Origin of the sequence: Shimia sp. CNT1-13L.2, from assembly GCF_024331145.1 — a bacterium.
Lineage (GTDB): Bacteria > Pseudomonadota > Alphaproteobacteria > Rhodobacterales > Rhodobacteraceae > Shimia.
This window is the reverse complement of record NZ_JANDJO010000001.1, coordinates 199,925-214,220: the sequence shown is the minus strand read 5'-3', so window position 1 is coordinate 214,220 and position 14,296 is coordinate 199,925. Positions and strand designations below refer to the sequence as shown.

The 14,296-nt window shown below is 63.3% G+C and carries 13 protein-coding genes; 5 read left to right on the top strand and 8 right to left on the bottom strand.

Annotation, left to right across the window (positions count from 1 at the left end):
* Positions 1-109: 109 nt before the first annotated feature.
* Positions 110-1,147 carry a tryptophan--tRNA ligase gene (trpS, locus tag NNA36_RS01015; RefSeq protein WP_255103418.1) on the bottom strand — a complete coding sequence of 346 codons (1,038 nt, stop codon included), beginning with the start codon at positions 1,145-1,147 and terminating at the stop codon, positions 110-112.
* A gap of 74 nt (positions 1,148-1,221) precedes the next feature.
* On the opposite strand from trpS, the gene NNA36_RS01010 reads away from it, so the two are divergent.
* Positions 1,222-1,908, top strand: a complete 687-nt coding sequence (locus NNA36_RS01010; protein WP_255103416.1) for a rhomboid family intramembrane serine protease — start codon at positions 1,222-1,224, stop codon at positions 1,906-1,908.
* Here NNA36_RS01010 and murJ read toward each other — a convergent pair.
* The 3 genes from murJ to NNA36_RS00995 are packed head-to-tail and all read right to left on the bottom strand — an operon-like array spanning position 1,905 to position 7,379.
* Positions 1,905-3,449: a murein biosynthesis integral membrane protein MurJ gene (murJ, locus tag NNA36_RS01005; RefSeq protein ID WP_255103415.1), complete on the bottom strand. Its 1,545-nt coding sequence runs from the start codon at positions 3,447-3,449 to the stop codon at positions 1,905-1,907. The two genes, NNA36_RS01010 and murJ, sit on opposite strands and share 4 nt — an antisense overlap.
* Positions 3,446-6,256 carry a [protein-PII] uridylyltransferase gene (locus NNA36_RS01000; protein ID WP_255103412.1) on the bottom strand — a complete coding sequence of 937 codons (2,811 nt, stop codon included), beginning with the start codon at positions 6,254-6,256 and terminating at the stop codon, positions 3,446-3,448. Before NNA36_RS01000 ends, murJ begins: the two co-directional genes overlap by 4 nt.
* Positions 6,216-7,379 (bottom strand): penicillin-binding protein activator, encoded by a 1,164-nt coding sequence (locus tag NNA36_RS00995; protein ID WP_255103410.1) that lies wholly within the window; start codon positions 7,377-7,379, stop codon positions 6,216-6,218. The genes NNA36_RS01000 and NNA36_RS00995 overlap by 41 nt, the downstream gene beginning before the upstream one ends.
* A gap of 87 nt (positions 7,380-7,466) precedes the next feature.
* On the opposite strand from NNA36_RS00995, the gene rsmI reads away from it, so the two are divergent.
* From rsmI to NNA36_RS00975, 4 genes are all read left to right on the top strand, one after another.
* The gene (rsmI, locus tag NNA36_RS00990) at positions 7,467-8,324 is read left to right on the top strand and encodes a 16S rRNA (cytidine(1402)-2'-O)-methyltransferase (protein WP_255103408.1); all 858 of its coding nucleotides are present in this window, start codon (positions 7,467-7,469) and stop codon (positions 8,322-8,324) included.
* Between the two features lie 12 nt (positions 8,325-8,336).
* The gene (locus NNA36_RS00985; RefSeq protein WP_255103407.1) at positions 8,337-8,753 is read left to right on the top strand and encodes a YraN family protein; all 417 of its coding nucleotides are present in this window, start codon (positions 8,337-8,339) and stop codon (positions 8,751-8,753) included.
* A 64-nt stretch (positions 8,754-8,817) separates the two neighbouring features.
* On the top strand, positions 8,818-9,753 hold the full coding sequence (gene gshB / locus NNA36_RS00980; protein ID WP_255103406.1) for a glutathione synthase: 936 nt from the start codon (positions 8,818-8,820) through the stop codon (positions 9,751-9,753).
* The gene (locus NNA36_RS00975) at positions 9,750-10,664 is read left to right on the top strand and encodes an alpha/beta hydrolase (RefSeq protein ID WP_255103405.1); all 915 of its coding nucleotides are present in this window, start codon (positions 9,750-9,752) and stop codon (positions 10,662-10,664) included. Before gshB ends, NNA36_RS00975 begins: the two co-directional genes overlap by 4 nt.
* Here the strand turns inward: NNA36_RS00975 and NNA36_RS00970 are convergent.
* The 4 genes from NNA36_RS00970 to cobU form a co-directional block, all read right to left on the bottom strand.
* Positions 10,630-12,144 carry a YifB family Mg chelatase-like AAA ATPase gene (locus NNA36_RS00970; protein WP_255103404.1) on the bottom strand — a complete coding sequence of 505 codons (1,515 nt, stop codon included), beginning with the start codon at positions 12,142-12,144 and terminating at the stop codon, positions 10,630-10,632. The two genes, NNA36_RS00975 and NNA36_RS00970, sit on opposite strands and share 35 nt — an antisense overlap.
* 80 nt (positions 12,145-12,224) lie before the next feature.
* The gene (locus tag NNA36_RS00965; protein ID WP_255103402.1) at positions 12,225-13,100 is read right to left on the bottom strand and encodes a glutathione S-transferase; all 876 of its coding nucleotides are present in this window, start codon (positions 13,098-13,100) and stop codon (positions 12,225-12,227) included.
* Positions 13,101-13,158: 58 nt separating this feature from the next.
* Positions 13,159-13,734 carry a histidine phosphatase family protein gene (locus NNA36_RS00960; RefSeq protein WP_255103400.1) on the bottom strand — a complete coding sequence of 192 codons (576 nt, stop codon included), beginning with the start codon at positions 13,732-13,734 and terminating at the stop codon, positions 13,159-13,161.
* Positions 13,731-14,252 (bottom strand): bifunctional adenosylcobinamide kinase/adenosylcobinamide-phosphate guanylyltransferase, encoded by a 522-nt coding sequence (cobU, locus tag NNA36_RS00955; RefSeq protein WP_255103399.1) that lies wholly within the window; start codon positions 14,250-14,252, stop codon positions 13,731-13,733. The genes NNA36_RS00960 and cobU overlap by 4 nt, the downstream gene beginning before the upstream one ends.
* Positions 14,253-14,296: the final 44 nt, after the last annotated feature.

Here is a 14,296-nt window from a genome sequence, read left to right as displayed (position 1 = left end):
GCAGGATGCCTCCGGCGGGAGTATTTGGGGTGCATTGAAGAGAGGGGCCTGGCTTCAATGCACCGAAAATACTCTGGGGGGGGCGGGGGGCGAGCCCCCCGCGTTGAGATCAGGCACCGACCATGCCGACGATTTCATAGGTTTTCTTGAGGATCGGTGCGGCGATAGCGCGGGCGCGGGTGGCCCCGGCATCGAGGATCTTGTCGATCTCGTCCTGCTCCTGCATCAGGCGGGCCATCTCGGTCGAGATCGGGGCCAGTTTGTCGACCGCGAGCTCGGACAGCATCGGTTTGAACTCCGAGAACTGCTTGCCGCCAACCTCGGCGAGGACCGCATCGACCGTGGTGTCGGCGAGCGCCGCATAGATGTTGACCAGGTTGCGTGCTTCGGGACGGTCTTCCAGGCCCTTGGCTTCGGAAGGCAGGCCGTCGGGATCGGTCTTGGCCTTGCGGATCTTCTTGGCGATGGTTTCGGCGTCATCGGTCATGTTGATGCGTGAGGCATCCGAAGGATCGGATTTCGACATCTTCTTGGAGCCGTCGCGCAGCGACATCACGCGGGTGGCCGCGCCTTCGATGACCGGTTCGGTTTCCGGGAAGAAATCGACCTTGTAGTCGTGGTTGAACTTGATCGCGATGTCGCGGGTCAGTTCGAGGTGCTGTTTCTGGTCTTCCCCGACCGGCACATGGGTGGCGTGGTAGACAAGGATGTCGGCGGCCATCAGCGCAGGGTAGGCAAACAGGCCCAGCGAGGCGTTCTGCTGGTTCTTGCCGGCCTTGTCCTTCCATTGGGTCATGCGCTGCATCCAGCCCATGCGGGCGACGCAGTTGAAGATCCATGCCAGTTGCGCGTGTTCCGACACCTGGCTCTGGTTGAAGAGGATGGATTTGGCCGGGTCGATGCCCGCCGCGATGAAGCCTGCGCAGAGTTCGCGGGTGGCGTGGCGCAGCTTGTCGGGGTCTTGCCAGACGGTGATCGCGTGCAGGTCGACCATGCAATAGACGGTTTCGAAGTCACCTGCGTCCTGCATGGTGACGAACCGCTTCATGGCGCCGAGGTAATTGCCCAGCGTCAGGCCACCCGAGGGTTGAATCCCGGAAAAGACGCGTGGGGTAAAGTTGGAGGACGTTTGGACCGCCTCGTTCATGATGGATACTCCGTCTGGATTTATGTGTGGTGTTGCCTTACCGATGGGGCAAATTCCCGTCAAGGAGAGGCAGAATGCAGAAGCAGGAGAACCAGAGCCCGATCAACCCGCTGCCGCCGGTGGTGGTGGCGTTGTTCTTTGTCATCATCGGGATCGAGCTGATCTTTACGGCGGGCGCGCGCGGCTATGCCGGTGGGCACGAGGGGGTTGGCTGGCGGCTTGCGGCCTTGCAGCGCTATGCTTTTTCGGACGACATTTTTGAGTGGATGCTGGGCAACGGGATATGGCCGTTTGAACATGTGATCCGCACGGTGACCTATTTGTTTGTGCACCAAAACCTGACACACGCGGCCTTTGCCGGGGTCATGCTTCTGGCGCTGGGCAAGATGGTGGGCGAGGTGTTTTCGCCGGTCGCGACGCTGGCGGTCTTCGTGGTGTCGGGCATCTGCGGGGCGCTGGCCTTTACGGTCCTGCTTGAGGAATCAGCGCCTCTGATCGGGGCCTATCCCGGGGTTTACGGGCTGATCGGGGCCTTTACCTTTCTGTTGTGGACGCGGCTGGGGCAGCTTGGAGAAAACCAGGCGCGGGCCTTCAGCCTGATCGGGCTTCTTGTCGGCATCCAGTTGCTGTTCGGGCTGATCTTTGGCGGCAACCGCGACTGGGTGGCGGATGTGGCCGGGTTCGGAGCCGGGTTCCTGATGTCGTTTGTCTTTGTGCCGGGCGGCTGGCAGCGCATCCTGAGCCGGATGCGCCGGGATTAAACCTCGCGGCGGGCGGCTTTCTTGAAGTCCGACAGGTTGAAAGCGCCGATCAGCTGGCCAACGGCGAAATAGGTGACGGCGCCGGCGAGGATCAGGAGCGCCAGCGCGAGGTAGCGCCAGCCGTCGGTGCCAAGCATCGGGCCGAGGACAAGGGTTGCACCCCAAAGTGCCGCGCCCATGACGCCAGAGGCAACCACGATCCGCGGCATGCGGCGGCGGAAGCGTTCGTCGAAGCGCGCGACATAGCCCATCGGGCGGGCGCCGACGGCCAGCATCAGAACCATCACCCAACCGGCAAGCGTGGTTGCGACGGCGGGGGCGAGCCAGTCGATGACAGGGGCAAGGCCGATGGCGACGATGGCGTTCACGACCATTGCCCAGAGCGCATAGCGGAAGGGGCTTTTGGTGTCTTCGCGGGCAAAGAACAGCGGTTGCAGCACTTTTTGCAGGACGAAAGCGGGCAGGCCAAGGCCGTAGATGGCGACAGCCACGGCGATGGCGGCGCTGTCATCGGCGGTGGCTTGGCCGCGCTCGAACAGGACCGAGACCAGCGGCAGCGGGATCACCACAAGCGCCACGGCGCAGGGGATGGTGAGGGCCAGCGCGATTTCCCCGGCGCGGGAAAAGGCGGTGCGCGATCCGGCTTCGTCGCCGGCCTTGAGGCGGCGGGAGAGATCAGGCAGGAGCACGATGCCGACGGCGATGCCGACCACGCCAAGGGGCAGTTGATAAAGCCGGTCGGCGGTGTAGAGCCAGCCGACGGCGCGGTCAAAGTATGAGGCGACCTGTTGGCCGACAAGCAGGTTGATCTGGACCACGCCACCGGCGAGGGCGGCGGGCAGGGCCACGACCACCAGCCGTTTCATGTCTGGTGACCAGCGCGGGCGTTGCAGGCGCATCGGGAAGCCCGCCCGCGCGGCGGCAATCGCCACCAGCAGCAGCTGGGCGACACCGGCGACGGGGATCATCCAGATCAGGGTGCGGGCGACATCCCCGCCGATCCAAGCGGAAATCGCCAGACCACTGACCAGGAGAACGTTTAGAAGGACCGGTGCGGCGGCGGCGGCGGCAAAGCGTCCGGTGGCGTTCAGCACGCCGGACAGGAGGGCGGCCAGCGAGATGAATAGGATGTAGGGAAAGGCGATGCGGCCGAATTCGACCGAGAGGGCGAACTGGTCCTGACCGGCAAAGCCGGAGGCCAGCCCCCAGACCAGCCAGGGCATGACCGCCTGCGCCAGAAGCGTCAGAAGGATCAGCACGGTGGCGAGGCCGGAAAAGGCCTCGCGGGCAAAGCCGAGGGCGTCTTCGTCGCCTTCCAGCCGCTTGGAGAACATGGGCACAAAGGCCATGTTGAACGCCCCTTCGGCAAAGAAGCGGCGGAACATGTTGGGCAGGCGGAAGGCCACGACATAGGCCTCATACAGTGGGCCGGTGCCGAGAAAGGCGAGAATCATCGCGTCACGCACGAAGCCGAGGACGCGGCTGGCCATTGTCCAGCCGCCAACCGTCAGGAAGCCGCGCATGAGCCGGATCGGCTTCACGACGTGGCCCTTTCAGCGCCGCGCTCGATGGCCTCGCGCAGCTTTGTCTCAAGGGTGCGCTGCTTGCTGTCGGCGTGGAACTTCAGGCCGAACATGTCCTTGACGTAGAAGCTGTCGACCACCTGTTCACCGAAGGTCGCGATCACGGCCGAGGCAATGTAGACATTGCTGTTGGCCAGCGTGCGGGTGAGATCGAACAGAAGGCCGGGGCGGTCGCGGGTGTCGACCTCGATGATGGTGTAGATTTCCGAGCCTTCGTTGTCGAAGGTGATCGTGGTAGGCACCTTGAAGGCGCGTTCGCGTTTCTTGATCACATCGCGCGACTTCATGGCCTCGGTTGCGATCACTTCGCCCTTGAGGGTTTTGTGGATCATCTGCTCAAGACGTTTCAGGCGGCTGGCCTCGTAGGGTTTGCCCTCAGCGTCCTGTACCCAGAAGGCCGCAGTTGCATAGCCGTCTTTCGAGGTGAAGGTGCGGGCATCGACAATATTGGCCCCGACAAGGGCAAGCGCGCCGCACATGCGGCTGAAGATGCCGGGGTGATCGGCCATCGCGAAACAGGCGCGAGTGGCGTCGCGGTCTTCGTCGGGGTGCAGGTCGATGCGGATTTCATCGTCTCCGATGTCGCGCAGCAGGTTGGCAAAGACCACATGGGCCGTGACGTGCAGGCCCTGCCAGTAGGGATCATAGTGACGGCCGGTTTCCTTCTTGAGGTCTTTTGCAGGCCAGTCCGCCAGTTCGGCACGCAGGTTCTTCTTGGCGGCCGCACCGCGGTGTTCGCGGGTCATGGCCTCCATGCCGTTTTCAAGAACCGTCTGGGTCTGGCCGTGCAGCGCCCGCAGCAGCGCGGCTTTCCAGTTGTTCCATGTGTCCGGACCAACGCCCCGAATGTCGCAGACGGTGAGAACGGTCAGCAGGTTCAGGCGGTCGACGGTTTTCACCGCCTTGGCAAAGTCGCGCACGGTGCGTGGGTCAGCGATGTCTCGTTTCTGGGCGGTGTCGGACATCAGCAGGTGATAGCGCACCAGCCATTCCACAGTGTCGCAATCGCTTTTGCTCAGGCCAAGGCGCGGGGCAACCTTGCGGGTGATCTGGGCGCCAAGGATGGAATGGTCGATGTCACGCCCCTTGCCGATGTCATGCAGCAGCATGGCGACCATGAGGATCTTGCGGTTCACACCCTTCTTGATGATCTCGGAGGAGAGCGGCAGTTCGACCTGCAGTTCCTCGCGTTCGATCTGGGCATAGTTCGAGATCACCTGAATGGTGTGTTCGTCCACCGTGTAAGAGTGGTACATGTTGAACTGCATCATCGCCACGATCGGTTCGAATTCGGGGATGAAGGCCGACAGGACACCCAGTTCGTTCATGCGGCGCAGCGCACGCTCGGGGTTGCCGTGTTTCAGGAGCAGATCAAGGAAAATGCGCTGGGCTTCCTTGTTGGCGCGGAAGTCATCGTCGATCAGATGCAGGTTCGCCGTGACCAGACGCATGGCGTCGGGGTGGATGAGCAGACCAGTGCGCAGGCCCTCTTCGAAAAGTCGCAGCAGGTTGAGCTTGTCGGACAGGAAGGTCGTGTCGTCGGCGATGGCCAGACGGTTGTGGATTTCCTTGTAGCCCGCCTTGATGCGGGGGCGGCGGCGGAAGATGCGTTCGTAAAGCGGCGCGGCCTTGCGGTGGTCGGCCTCGAGTTTCGTCAGCAGGATGCGGGTCATGTCGCCGACGCTGGTGGCGTGACGGAAATAGTCCTGCATGAAGTGTTCCACGGCACGCCGGCCACCCTTGTCGGTATAGCCCATGCGTTCGGCCACCTCGACCTGCATGTCAAAGCTGAGTTGTTCGACAGGGCGGTTGGCGATGATGTGGAGATGGGCGCGCACGGCCCAGATGAAATTCTCGGCGCGTTCAAAGCGTTTGTATTCGTCTTCGCGGAACAGGTCCTGATCAAGCAGGTCGCGGGCGCTTTGGACGTGGTAGGCGTATTTGGCGATCCAGAACAGCGATTGCAGGTCGCGCAGACCGCCCTTGCCTTCTTTCACGTTGGGCTCAACGACATAGCGTTCGCCCTGTTTCTTGTGGCGCTCGTCGCGTTCGTTGAGCTTGGCTTCGATGAATTCGCGTTCAGTGCCCTTGAACAGATCATTCTCGAGGCGATTGCCCAGTTCTTCGGACAGGGGTGCGTGGCCGCGCAGGAAGCGGTGTTCAAGGAGCGCGGTGCGGATGGTGAAGTCTTCTTCGCCAAGACGCAGGCAGTCTTTCACCGTGCGGGACGCATGCCCGACCTTCAGGCGCAGGTCCCACAGGATGTAGAGCATGGATTCAATGACGCTCTCGGCCCAGGCGGTGATCTTGTAGGGGGTCAGGAACAGCAGGTCGACATCGGAATGCGGCGCCATCTCACCGCGGCCATAGCCGCCGACGGCAAAGAGCGCAAGACGTTCGCCTTCGGTCGGATTGTTGAGCGGGTGCAGGTGCTCGGTCGCGACGTGGTGCGCGGCGCCGACAAGACAATCGGTGAGCCAGGTATAGGCGCGCGTCATCGGGCGTGCCTCGAAGGGTTTTGCCGTGAAGGCATCCTTGATGGCGGCGTTGCCCGACTTGCGGGCCGCCATCAGGATTTTGACCACCTCGTTGCGGTAGGAACGATCATCTGCGGCCTCTTCGCGGGCGGCGGCGATCGCGTCCAGAACGGCGGTGCGGTCAAAAATGTCGTCTGCCGGGCAAATCAACTCGGCAGTCGGATCGGGAAACGGGGTTGCGGCCTTATCAGAAGCCGAAGCCGCCGAAGCTTTGGGGAGCAGGGTCAAGAGTCACCACTTGTCTGTCGCGGATCGTGACGACTGCCAGTCCGCGTTCGTTCGTTCCGTTGGCTCGCAGGCGGAATATACCATTCACGCCCTGGAAGCCGGCGCCCTGTGTCAGGGCTGTCGTGGTCAATGCGTTGCTTTTGCCCGCTTTGACCAGTGCGCCAATCGCCGCAATACCATCGTAGGCAAGGCCGCTGAGGTTGTGAGGCAGGCCGCCATAGGCCTGTGCGTAGCGGTCAAGGTAGGCGCGGTTCAGCTGCGCGTCGGGGCGGGCAAACCATGCGCCCTGAACGCCGGGCAGCGACAGGGTCTGCGAGGGCAAATCCCAACGGGTCAGGCCGATGTACTGAACCGTCTGCGGATCAAGGCCCGCTTCCGGCAGCATCTGCGAGAACAGGGGCAGCGCACCGGAGGTCGAGGCGGTCATGAAAATCGCGTCGGCGTTGCCGTCGGTGGCGGCGGTCTTGATCTCGTCAATGGCACTGATCACGCCCTGCTGCGAGAACTCGTAGCCGACGGTGCCCGCGCTGATCGCGGTCGAGCCGTTGAGGGCCGCGTTGATGGCGTTGCGGCCGACCTGACCGGGCACGTTGTTGGAGTGCACGACGAGAACGTTGCGCTTGCCCTGGCTGGCGGCGTATTTCACCAGGCGGTTTGCGGTGTTCTCGAAGGTCGAACCGAGAATGAAGACGTTGCCTCCCGCGATGGCGGCGTTGTTGGAGAACGACAGGACGTTGATGCCCTTGCCGGCCACGGCCTTGCCCACGGCGTTGGCGGATTCGGCGTGCAGCGGGCCGAGAATGATCTTGGCACCTTCTGACACGGCCTGTTGGGCGGCTTGGGCGGCGACATCTGCGTTGCCCTTGGTGGCATAGACACGCAGGTCGATTTTCACGCCGTCCAGATCGGCAATGGCCAGACGCGCCGCGTTTTCAAGGCTTTGCGCGATCAGCGCCTCGCCGGAATCGCTCGAGCCAGCGGGGACGAGAAGGGCGACAGGCACCGGGTTGCTTGTGGAAATGGTCGGGCCAGTGCCTTCGATACAGGCCGAAAGGCCAAGCAGGGCGAGGGCCGAAGCGGCCCCTTTCAGAAACCGGCGTGCGGGGTTAAAACGGGTGAACATGAGGTATCCTTACTTCCACGGCGGGTCGGTTTTCGGGGCGTCGCTTACGGGGGCGGATCATAAACGACACAGATAGCGGGTCCAGCGTTGAATCATCAAATCAGCAGATTGCAGCCGGGGTTGTACTTTGTCGCAACACCTATCGGAACAGCGCGGGACATCACCCTTCGGGCGCTGGATGTGCTGGCCTCGGCCGAGGTGATCGCGGCGGAAGATACGCGTTCGATGCGGCGTCTTCTGGAGATCCACGGTATCAAGCTGGGGGATCGTCCGCTGCTCAGCTACCACGACCATTCCGGCGCGAAAGGGCGCGAGAAGCTGCTGGCGCTGCTGGCCGAGGGCAAGTCGGTTGCCTATGGATCGGAAGCGGGCACGCCGCTGATTGCCGACCCCGGGTATCATCTTGCGCGCGAGGCGATGGAAGCCGGGCACAGTGTCACTGCGGCGCCCGGACCGTCGGCGATCATCACGGCGCTGACGCTGGCTGGCCTGCCGACAGATGCGTTTTTCTTTGCCGGGTTCCTGCCCAATGCAAAGGGCGCGCGACGGGCGGCGCTCGAGGCGGTGCGCGAGGTTCCGGGGACGTTGGTGTTCTACGAGTCTCCGAAGCGTACGGGCGAGATGCTGCGGGATGCGGCGATGGTGCTGGGTGGCGGGCGGCAGGCGGTGATCTGCCGCGAGTTGACCAAGAAGTTCGAAGAAGTGCGCCGTGGCACGCTTGAGGACCTGGCCGCAGGTATCGACGGGGCGTTGAAGGGCGAGGTTGTCGTTCTGATTGATCGCGCCGGGGCGAGCGAGGTTGCCGAAGGCGATGTCGAGGCAGCGCTGTCAGAGGCGTTGGAAAACATGTCGGTACGCGATGCGGCGGACAGTGTGGCCAAGGCTTTTGGTGTAAATAAACGGAAAATTTATCAATTGGCGCTCAAGCTTTCGAAAGGATCGTAAAGCGGGGTTCAGATGGCAGACAGGCAGGCAGAGTTGTTTGACTGGGTGCCGCCTGTTGATCCCGCGCGCGCCCTGAAGGAACAGCGTGGCAGCCGCGCTTGGCATTCCGGTGCCGCCGCCGAAGACATGGTCGAGCGGGCCTATCTGCGGCGCGGCTTGCGGCTTGTGGCACGGCGATGGCGCAAGGGGGGCGGCGAGATCGACCTCGTGATGCGCGAGGGTGAGATGCTGGTGTTTGTCGAGGTCAAGAAGGCGCGGGATTTCGATCGCGCGGCAGACCGGATTTCCGAGCGGCAGATCGCCCGTCTTCACAAGGGAGCAGAGGTGTTCCTGGCGCACCAGCCGATGGGCGAGTTGACGGCCTGTCGTTTCGATGCGGCGCTGGTGAACGAACGGGGCGAGATTCACATTATCGAAAACGCCTTTTGAGGGGGCATTGCAAGGACGCCCCTCATGCGCCATGTAATGGGCAACCATAGCAAAAGGATTGCCCATGAAAATCGCCTTCCAGATGGACCCGATCCAGTCGGTCGACATCAACGCCGACAGCTCTTTCCGGATTGCCGAAGAGGCGCAGGCGCGCGGCCATGAGCTCTTTTACTATTCGCCGGACAAGCTGGCGTATGAAGAGGGGAAGATCACGGCGCGTGGGCATTTCATGACCCTGCGCCGCGAACAGGGCAACCACGCCGACCTGAGCGAAGAAACCTATGTGAACCTTGAGGATTTCGACGTGGTCTGGCTGCGGCAGGACCCGCCGTTCGACATGCATTATATCACCTCGACGCATCTTCTTGACCGCCTGAAGGGCAAGGCGCTGGTGGTGAACGATCCGTTCTGGGTGCGCAACTACCCTGAAAAGCTGCTGGTTCTGGATTTCCCGGACCTGACGCCGCCGACGACGATTGCGCGTGATCTGGACACCATCAAGGCCTTCAAGGAAAAGCACGGTGACGTGATCCTCAAGCCGCTTTATGGCAACGGCGGTGCGGGTGTGTTCCGTCTCGATGCCAATGACCGCAACCTGACCTCGCTGCACGAACTGTTCACCGGTTTTAGCCGCGAGCCGCTGATCGTGCAGAAGTTCCTGCCGGACGTCAGCAATGGCGACAAACGCGTGATCCTTGTGGACGGGGAACCGGTTGGCGCGATCAACCGCGTGCCGGCAGCGGGTGAGACACGGTCGAACATGCACGTCGGTGGCCGCCCCGAGAAGATCGGGCTGAGCGAACGGGATCTGGAAATCTGTGCCGCCATCGGCCCGCTTCTGAAGGAAAAGGGGCAGGTGTTTGTGGGGATCGACGTGATCGGGGATTACCTGACCGAGATCAACGTGACCTCTCCGACTGGTATTCAGGAGCTGGAGCGGTTTGACGGCGTGAACATTGCCGAGAAGATCTGGGAAGCCATCGAGGCCAAGCTGGGATGAGCTGGCGTCGGGCGCTGCTGAACACCTCGCTGCGCTGGTTTGAGAAACCGCACCTGGCGCGCGCTGCAACGCCCGAAGTCTTGCGCAAATCTTTCGAAATGAAGGCGCGGGTCTGGTTTCATCCGCCGCGCGGAACGCATGTGCGCCGCGACAGGGTGGGGCAGGTGCCTGCCACATGGGTCGCTGCGCGCGAGGCCCGGGAAGACCGTGTGATCCTCTACTTTCACGGCGGCGGCTATGTGTTTGGCTCGTCGCGGACCCATCAGGGGATGCTGGGGCATCTGTCGGCACATGCCCGGGCTGTGGCCTGCCTGCCGGATTACCGGTTGGCGCCCGAACATCCCTTTCCGGCGGCGATCGAAGATGCGCGGGCGGCCTGGGATGGATTGCGAGGCGAAGGGTTCGCGCCGGGGCAGATCGTGATTGGCGGCGACAGCGCGGGCGGTGGTTTGGCGCTGGCCCTGCTGGGCGATCTGATTGCACGCGGTGAGGCGGTGCCTACGGCGGTTTTCGCCCTGTCCCCGCTGACGGACATGACCTTTTCGGGCGAGAGCATGCGAGGCAATGCCCTGAGCGATGTGGTTCTGCCCGCGTCGCGGGCGCAGGAGGCGGCCGAGATGTATCTGGGCACACAGGATGCGCGTGATCCGCTGGCATCGCCGCTCTATGCGGATTTTGCGGGCGCTCCGCCTGTCTATATCACGGCCGGCACGACGGAGATCCTGTTGGATGATACGCGCCGCATGGCAGAGAGAATGCGCGAGCAGGGTGTCGACGTGCATGAGGTGATCCTTGAGGATGTACCGCATGTCTGGCCCTTGTTTCAGGGGCTTATCCCCGAGGCGCGGCAAACACTGTGCGAGATTGGCCAGTGGCTCAGCCCTCTTTGGCAGACAAAAGCCGATAGCTGATGGCCTCGGCGAGGTGGGGTTTGCGCACCTCTTCTTCGCCCTCCAGATCGGCGATGGTGCGGGCCACACGCAGGACGCGGTGATAGCCGCGCGCGGAGAGGCCGAAGCGCTCGGCAATGTCTTGCAGGAAGGCGCGGCCTTCACTGTCGGGGGCGGCCATTTCTTCGAGCAGTGCGCCGGAGGCATCGGCGTTGACGCGCATGTCGGGATGGTCGGCGAAGCGGTTGTTCTGGCGGGTGCGGGCGTCGGCAACGCGGGCGGCGACGGTGGCCGAGGTTTCCCCCGAAGGCGGCAGATCTAGATCGCGAAAGGCCACGGGCGGGACTTCGAGGCGAATGTCCATGCGATCCATCATCGGGCCGGAGATGCGGCCAAGGTAATCTTCGCCACATTGCGGGGCACGTGAACAGGCCTTGGCCGGATCAAACATCTCGCCACAGCGGCAGGGGTTGGCGGCGGCCACGAGCATGAAGCGGCAGGGATAGGTCACATGGGCATTGGCGCGGGCGACCATGACCTCGCCGGTTTCGATGGGCTGGCGCAGGGTTTCAAGGACAGGGCGCGAGAATTCGGGAAATTCGTCAAGGAACAGAACACCGTTGTGGGCGAGGCTGATCTCGCCGGGGCTGGCGCGGCGGCCACCGCCGACAATGGCGGCCATGCTGGCGGTGTGGTGCGGTTCGCGGAACGGGCGCGCACGGGAGATGCCGCCCTGATCGAGGATGCCGGCGATGGAGTGGATCATCGAGGTTTCCAGAGCTTCCTGCGGAGAGAGGGGCGGCAGGATCGTGGGAAGACGGGCGGCGAGCATGGATTTGCCCGAACCGGGGCTGCCGACCATAAAGACATGGTGGCGGCCTGCGGCGGCGATTTCGAGGGCGCGTTTGGCGCGTTCCTGTCCCTTCACATCGCGCAGGTCTTTTGTGCCGGGGGCGTCGGTGATTTCTCCGGGTTCCGCCGGGGGCAGCGGTGACTGGCCGGTGTAGTGGCGCACCACGTCGGCAAGCGAGTTGGCGCCGATGACCTGAGCCGCGCCGACCCATGCGGCTTCGGGGCCGGAGGCGGCGGGGCACAGGAGGCTGCGGTTGTCTTCGGCGGCGGACATGGCGGCGGGGAGGGCGCCGGTGACCGGGATCAGGGTGCCATCGAGCGAGAGTTCACCAAGCGCGACGCAGCCTTCGGAGGCGTCTTCGGGAATGATCTGGAGCGCGGCGAGAAGGGCAACGGCGAGGGGCAGGTCGAAATGGCTGCCTTCCTTGGGCAGGTCGGCGGGGGAAAGGTTGATGGTGATGCGCTTGGAGGGCAGGGCGATGGCCATCGCGTTGAGGGCCGCGCGCACCCTGTCGCGCGCCTCGGAGACGGCTTTGTCAGGCAGGCCGACAATCGAGAAGGCAGGCAGGCCGTTGGTGATGGCGCATTGCACCTCGACCGGGTGCGCCTCGACCCCTTCGAACGCCACGGTGTAGGCCCGCGCCACCATTTTCACCCCTCCAAGACCTTTCACCATCAATGGTTAACGGCGGAGTCTTAGCGATTGGTAAACGGCGGCGCGGGGGTGTTTCAGCCTTTGATCATCGCCATGAAGGCAGGCCAAGCCTCGGGGTCGGCAGCGGTCTTGTCGCGGCAGAAGGCGTTGCAGAAGCCCCAGCGCCGACCGTCGAGTTCAAGGACATGGGTGACGGGTTTGCCCGAGTAGGGGCATGCGCTGTTTTCGGAGTCTTGTCCTTCAACAGGTTTCGCGGCAAGAGGCGCGGGGCCGGGCCAGTCGCGTGTGACATAGGGTTTGGCGTACCAGGGCAGGGTTTCGCCCCGCACCAGCCCCATCGCGCGCCAGCGGCGGAAGGCGGGATCGGACAGGTGGGCCGCGACATAGGCCTTGGCGACGTCGCCGATGGGCAGGTTGTAGCCTGCAATGCGGGCCGCGACGGGCGCGAACATCACGTCGGCGATCGAGTAGCTGCCGCAGAGCCAGGGGCCATCGCCGCCGCAGGTTTCGCGGGCATGGGTCCAGATCTGTTCGATCCGGGCCACGTCGGCCAGCACGTCATCCGAGGGCGCGGCATCGACATAGGCCGTGCGCAGGTTCATCGGGCAATCGGAGCGCAGGGCGCCATAGCTCGAGTGCATTTCGTTGGCCAAGGCGCGGGCGGTGGCACGGGCATAGGGATCGGACGGCCAGAGCCCCGCATCAGGGTGGCGGGAGGCCAGTTCCTCGCCGATGGCGAGTGAGTCCGAGACGACAGCGCCTTCGGGTGTGATCATGGTGGGAACGGTGCGCGCCGGTGCGTAGTCCGCCAGCATCTCTGCCATCGAGGCATCACTGGAGAAATCAACCATCCGCGTCTTCACGGGGATGTCGAAGTTTTCAAACAAGAGCCAGCCGCGCAGCGACCAGGACGAATAGGCGTAATCGCCGAGAATCAAATCATAGGTCATGAGGGCAGGATAGCGCGGTATCTTCCATCACGAAAATGAAAGAATTTGACGAAATTCATCACAAATTTTGATTAATCGACTGTGCGCCCCATTTGGGCCGTGTCTGGATCGTGGTGAGGGACAGGTTGTCGATCTTGTGGCCAAAGGCTTCGTAGCCGGAAAGGCCTTCGGCGCGGGCGACTTGAGTCAGGATCGCTCCGAAATGGGCCACGACCACAAGATCACGGCCCGCGTGGGCGGTCAAGAGACGGTCGATGGAGGCATCAACGCGGGCGCAGACCTGGTTCCAGCTTTCGCCACCTGGCGCAGCGATGTCGCCGGGAGTCTCCCAGAAGGCGCGGGTGTGTTCGGGATCGGGTTTGCTGGCTTCCATGAAGGTTTTCAGCTCCCAGTCGCCAAAGTGGATTTCGCGCAGGCCGGCGTCATGGGACAGGCGCTGGCGGTCGCCCTGGATCGCGTCGGCGGTGTGAACCGCGCGGATCAAATCGGAACTGATCACCAGTGCGTCCTGTGGCAGGTGGTCCGAGAGGCGCGCAAGGGCGGCGGTATCCGAGAGATCGGCAGGCAGGTCGGACCAGCCGACCATGGTTTTGGCATGGGTCGGTCCGTGGCGCACGAGGAACAGGCGGCTCATGGGAGTTGTCCTTTCAGAACCATCGGCAGGCCCGCGACGACAAAGACCGACAGGTCAGAGGCGGCGGCAAGGCGTTGGTTGAGTTTGCCCTGCAGGTCGCGGAAGCGGCGGGCCAATGCGTTGTCGGGCACGACGCCCATGCCGACCTCGTTCGAGACGATCACGACGCGGCCCTTGCAGGCATGGAATGCATCGATCAGGGCGTCTGTTTCCCTGGCAAGATCGCTTTCGGCGAAGATGTGATTGCTGAGCCACATGGTGGCACAGTCGAAGAGCGCCACCTGATCGGGCTGAACCTGTGCCAGCGCGGCAGGGGCATTGAGGGGCTCTTCGAGGGTTGTCCAGTCGGGGCCGCGCATGTCGAGGTGGGCGTCGATCTTGGCCTGCATCTCGTCATCGAACACCTGCGAGGTTGCGATGTAGACGCGCGGCGCACCGGTGTTCACCACGAGGGATTCCGCGAAGGCGGATTTGCCCGAAGAGGCGCCTCCTAGAACAAACGTGAGTTTCGGCAACATCTTTTTTCATCCGCGAGTGATCCAATCCGACGCAGGGTGCGTAA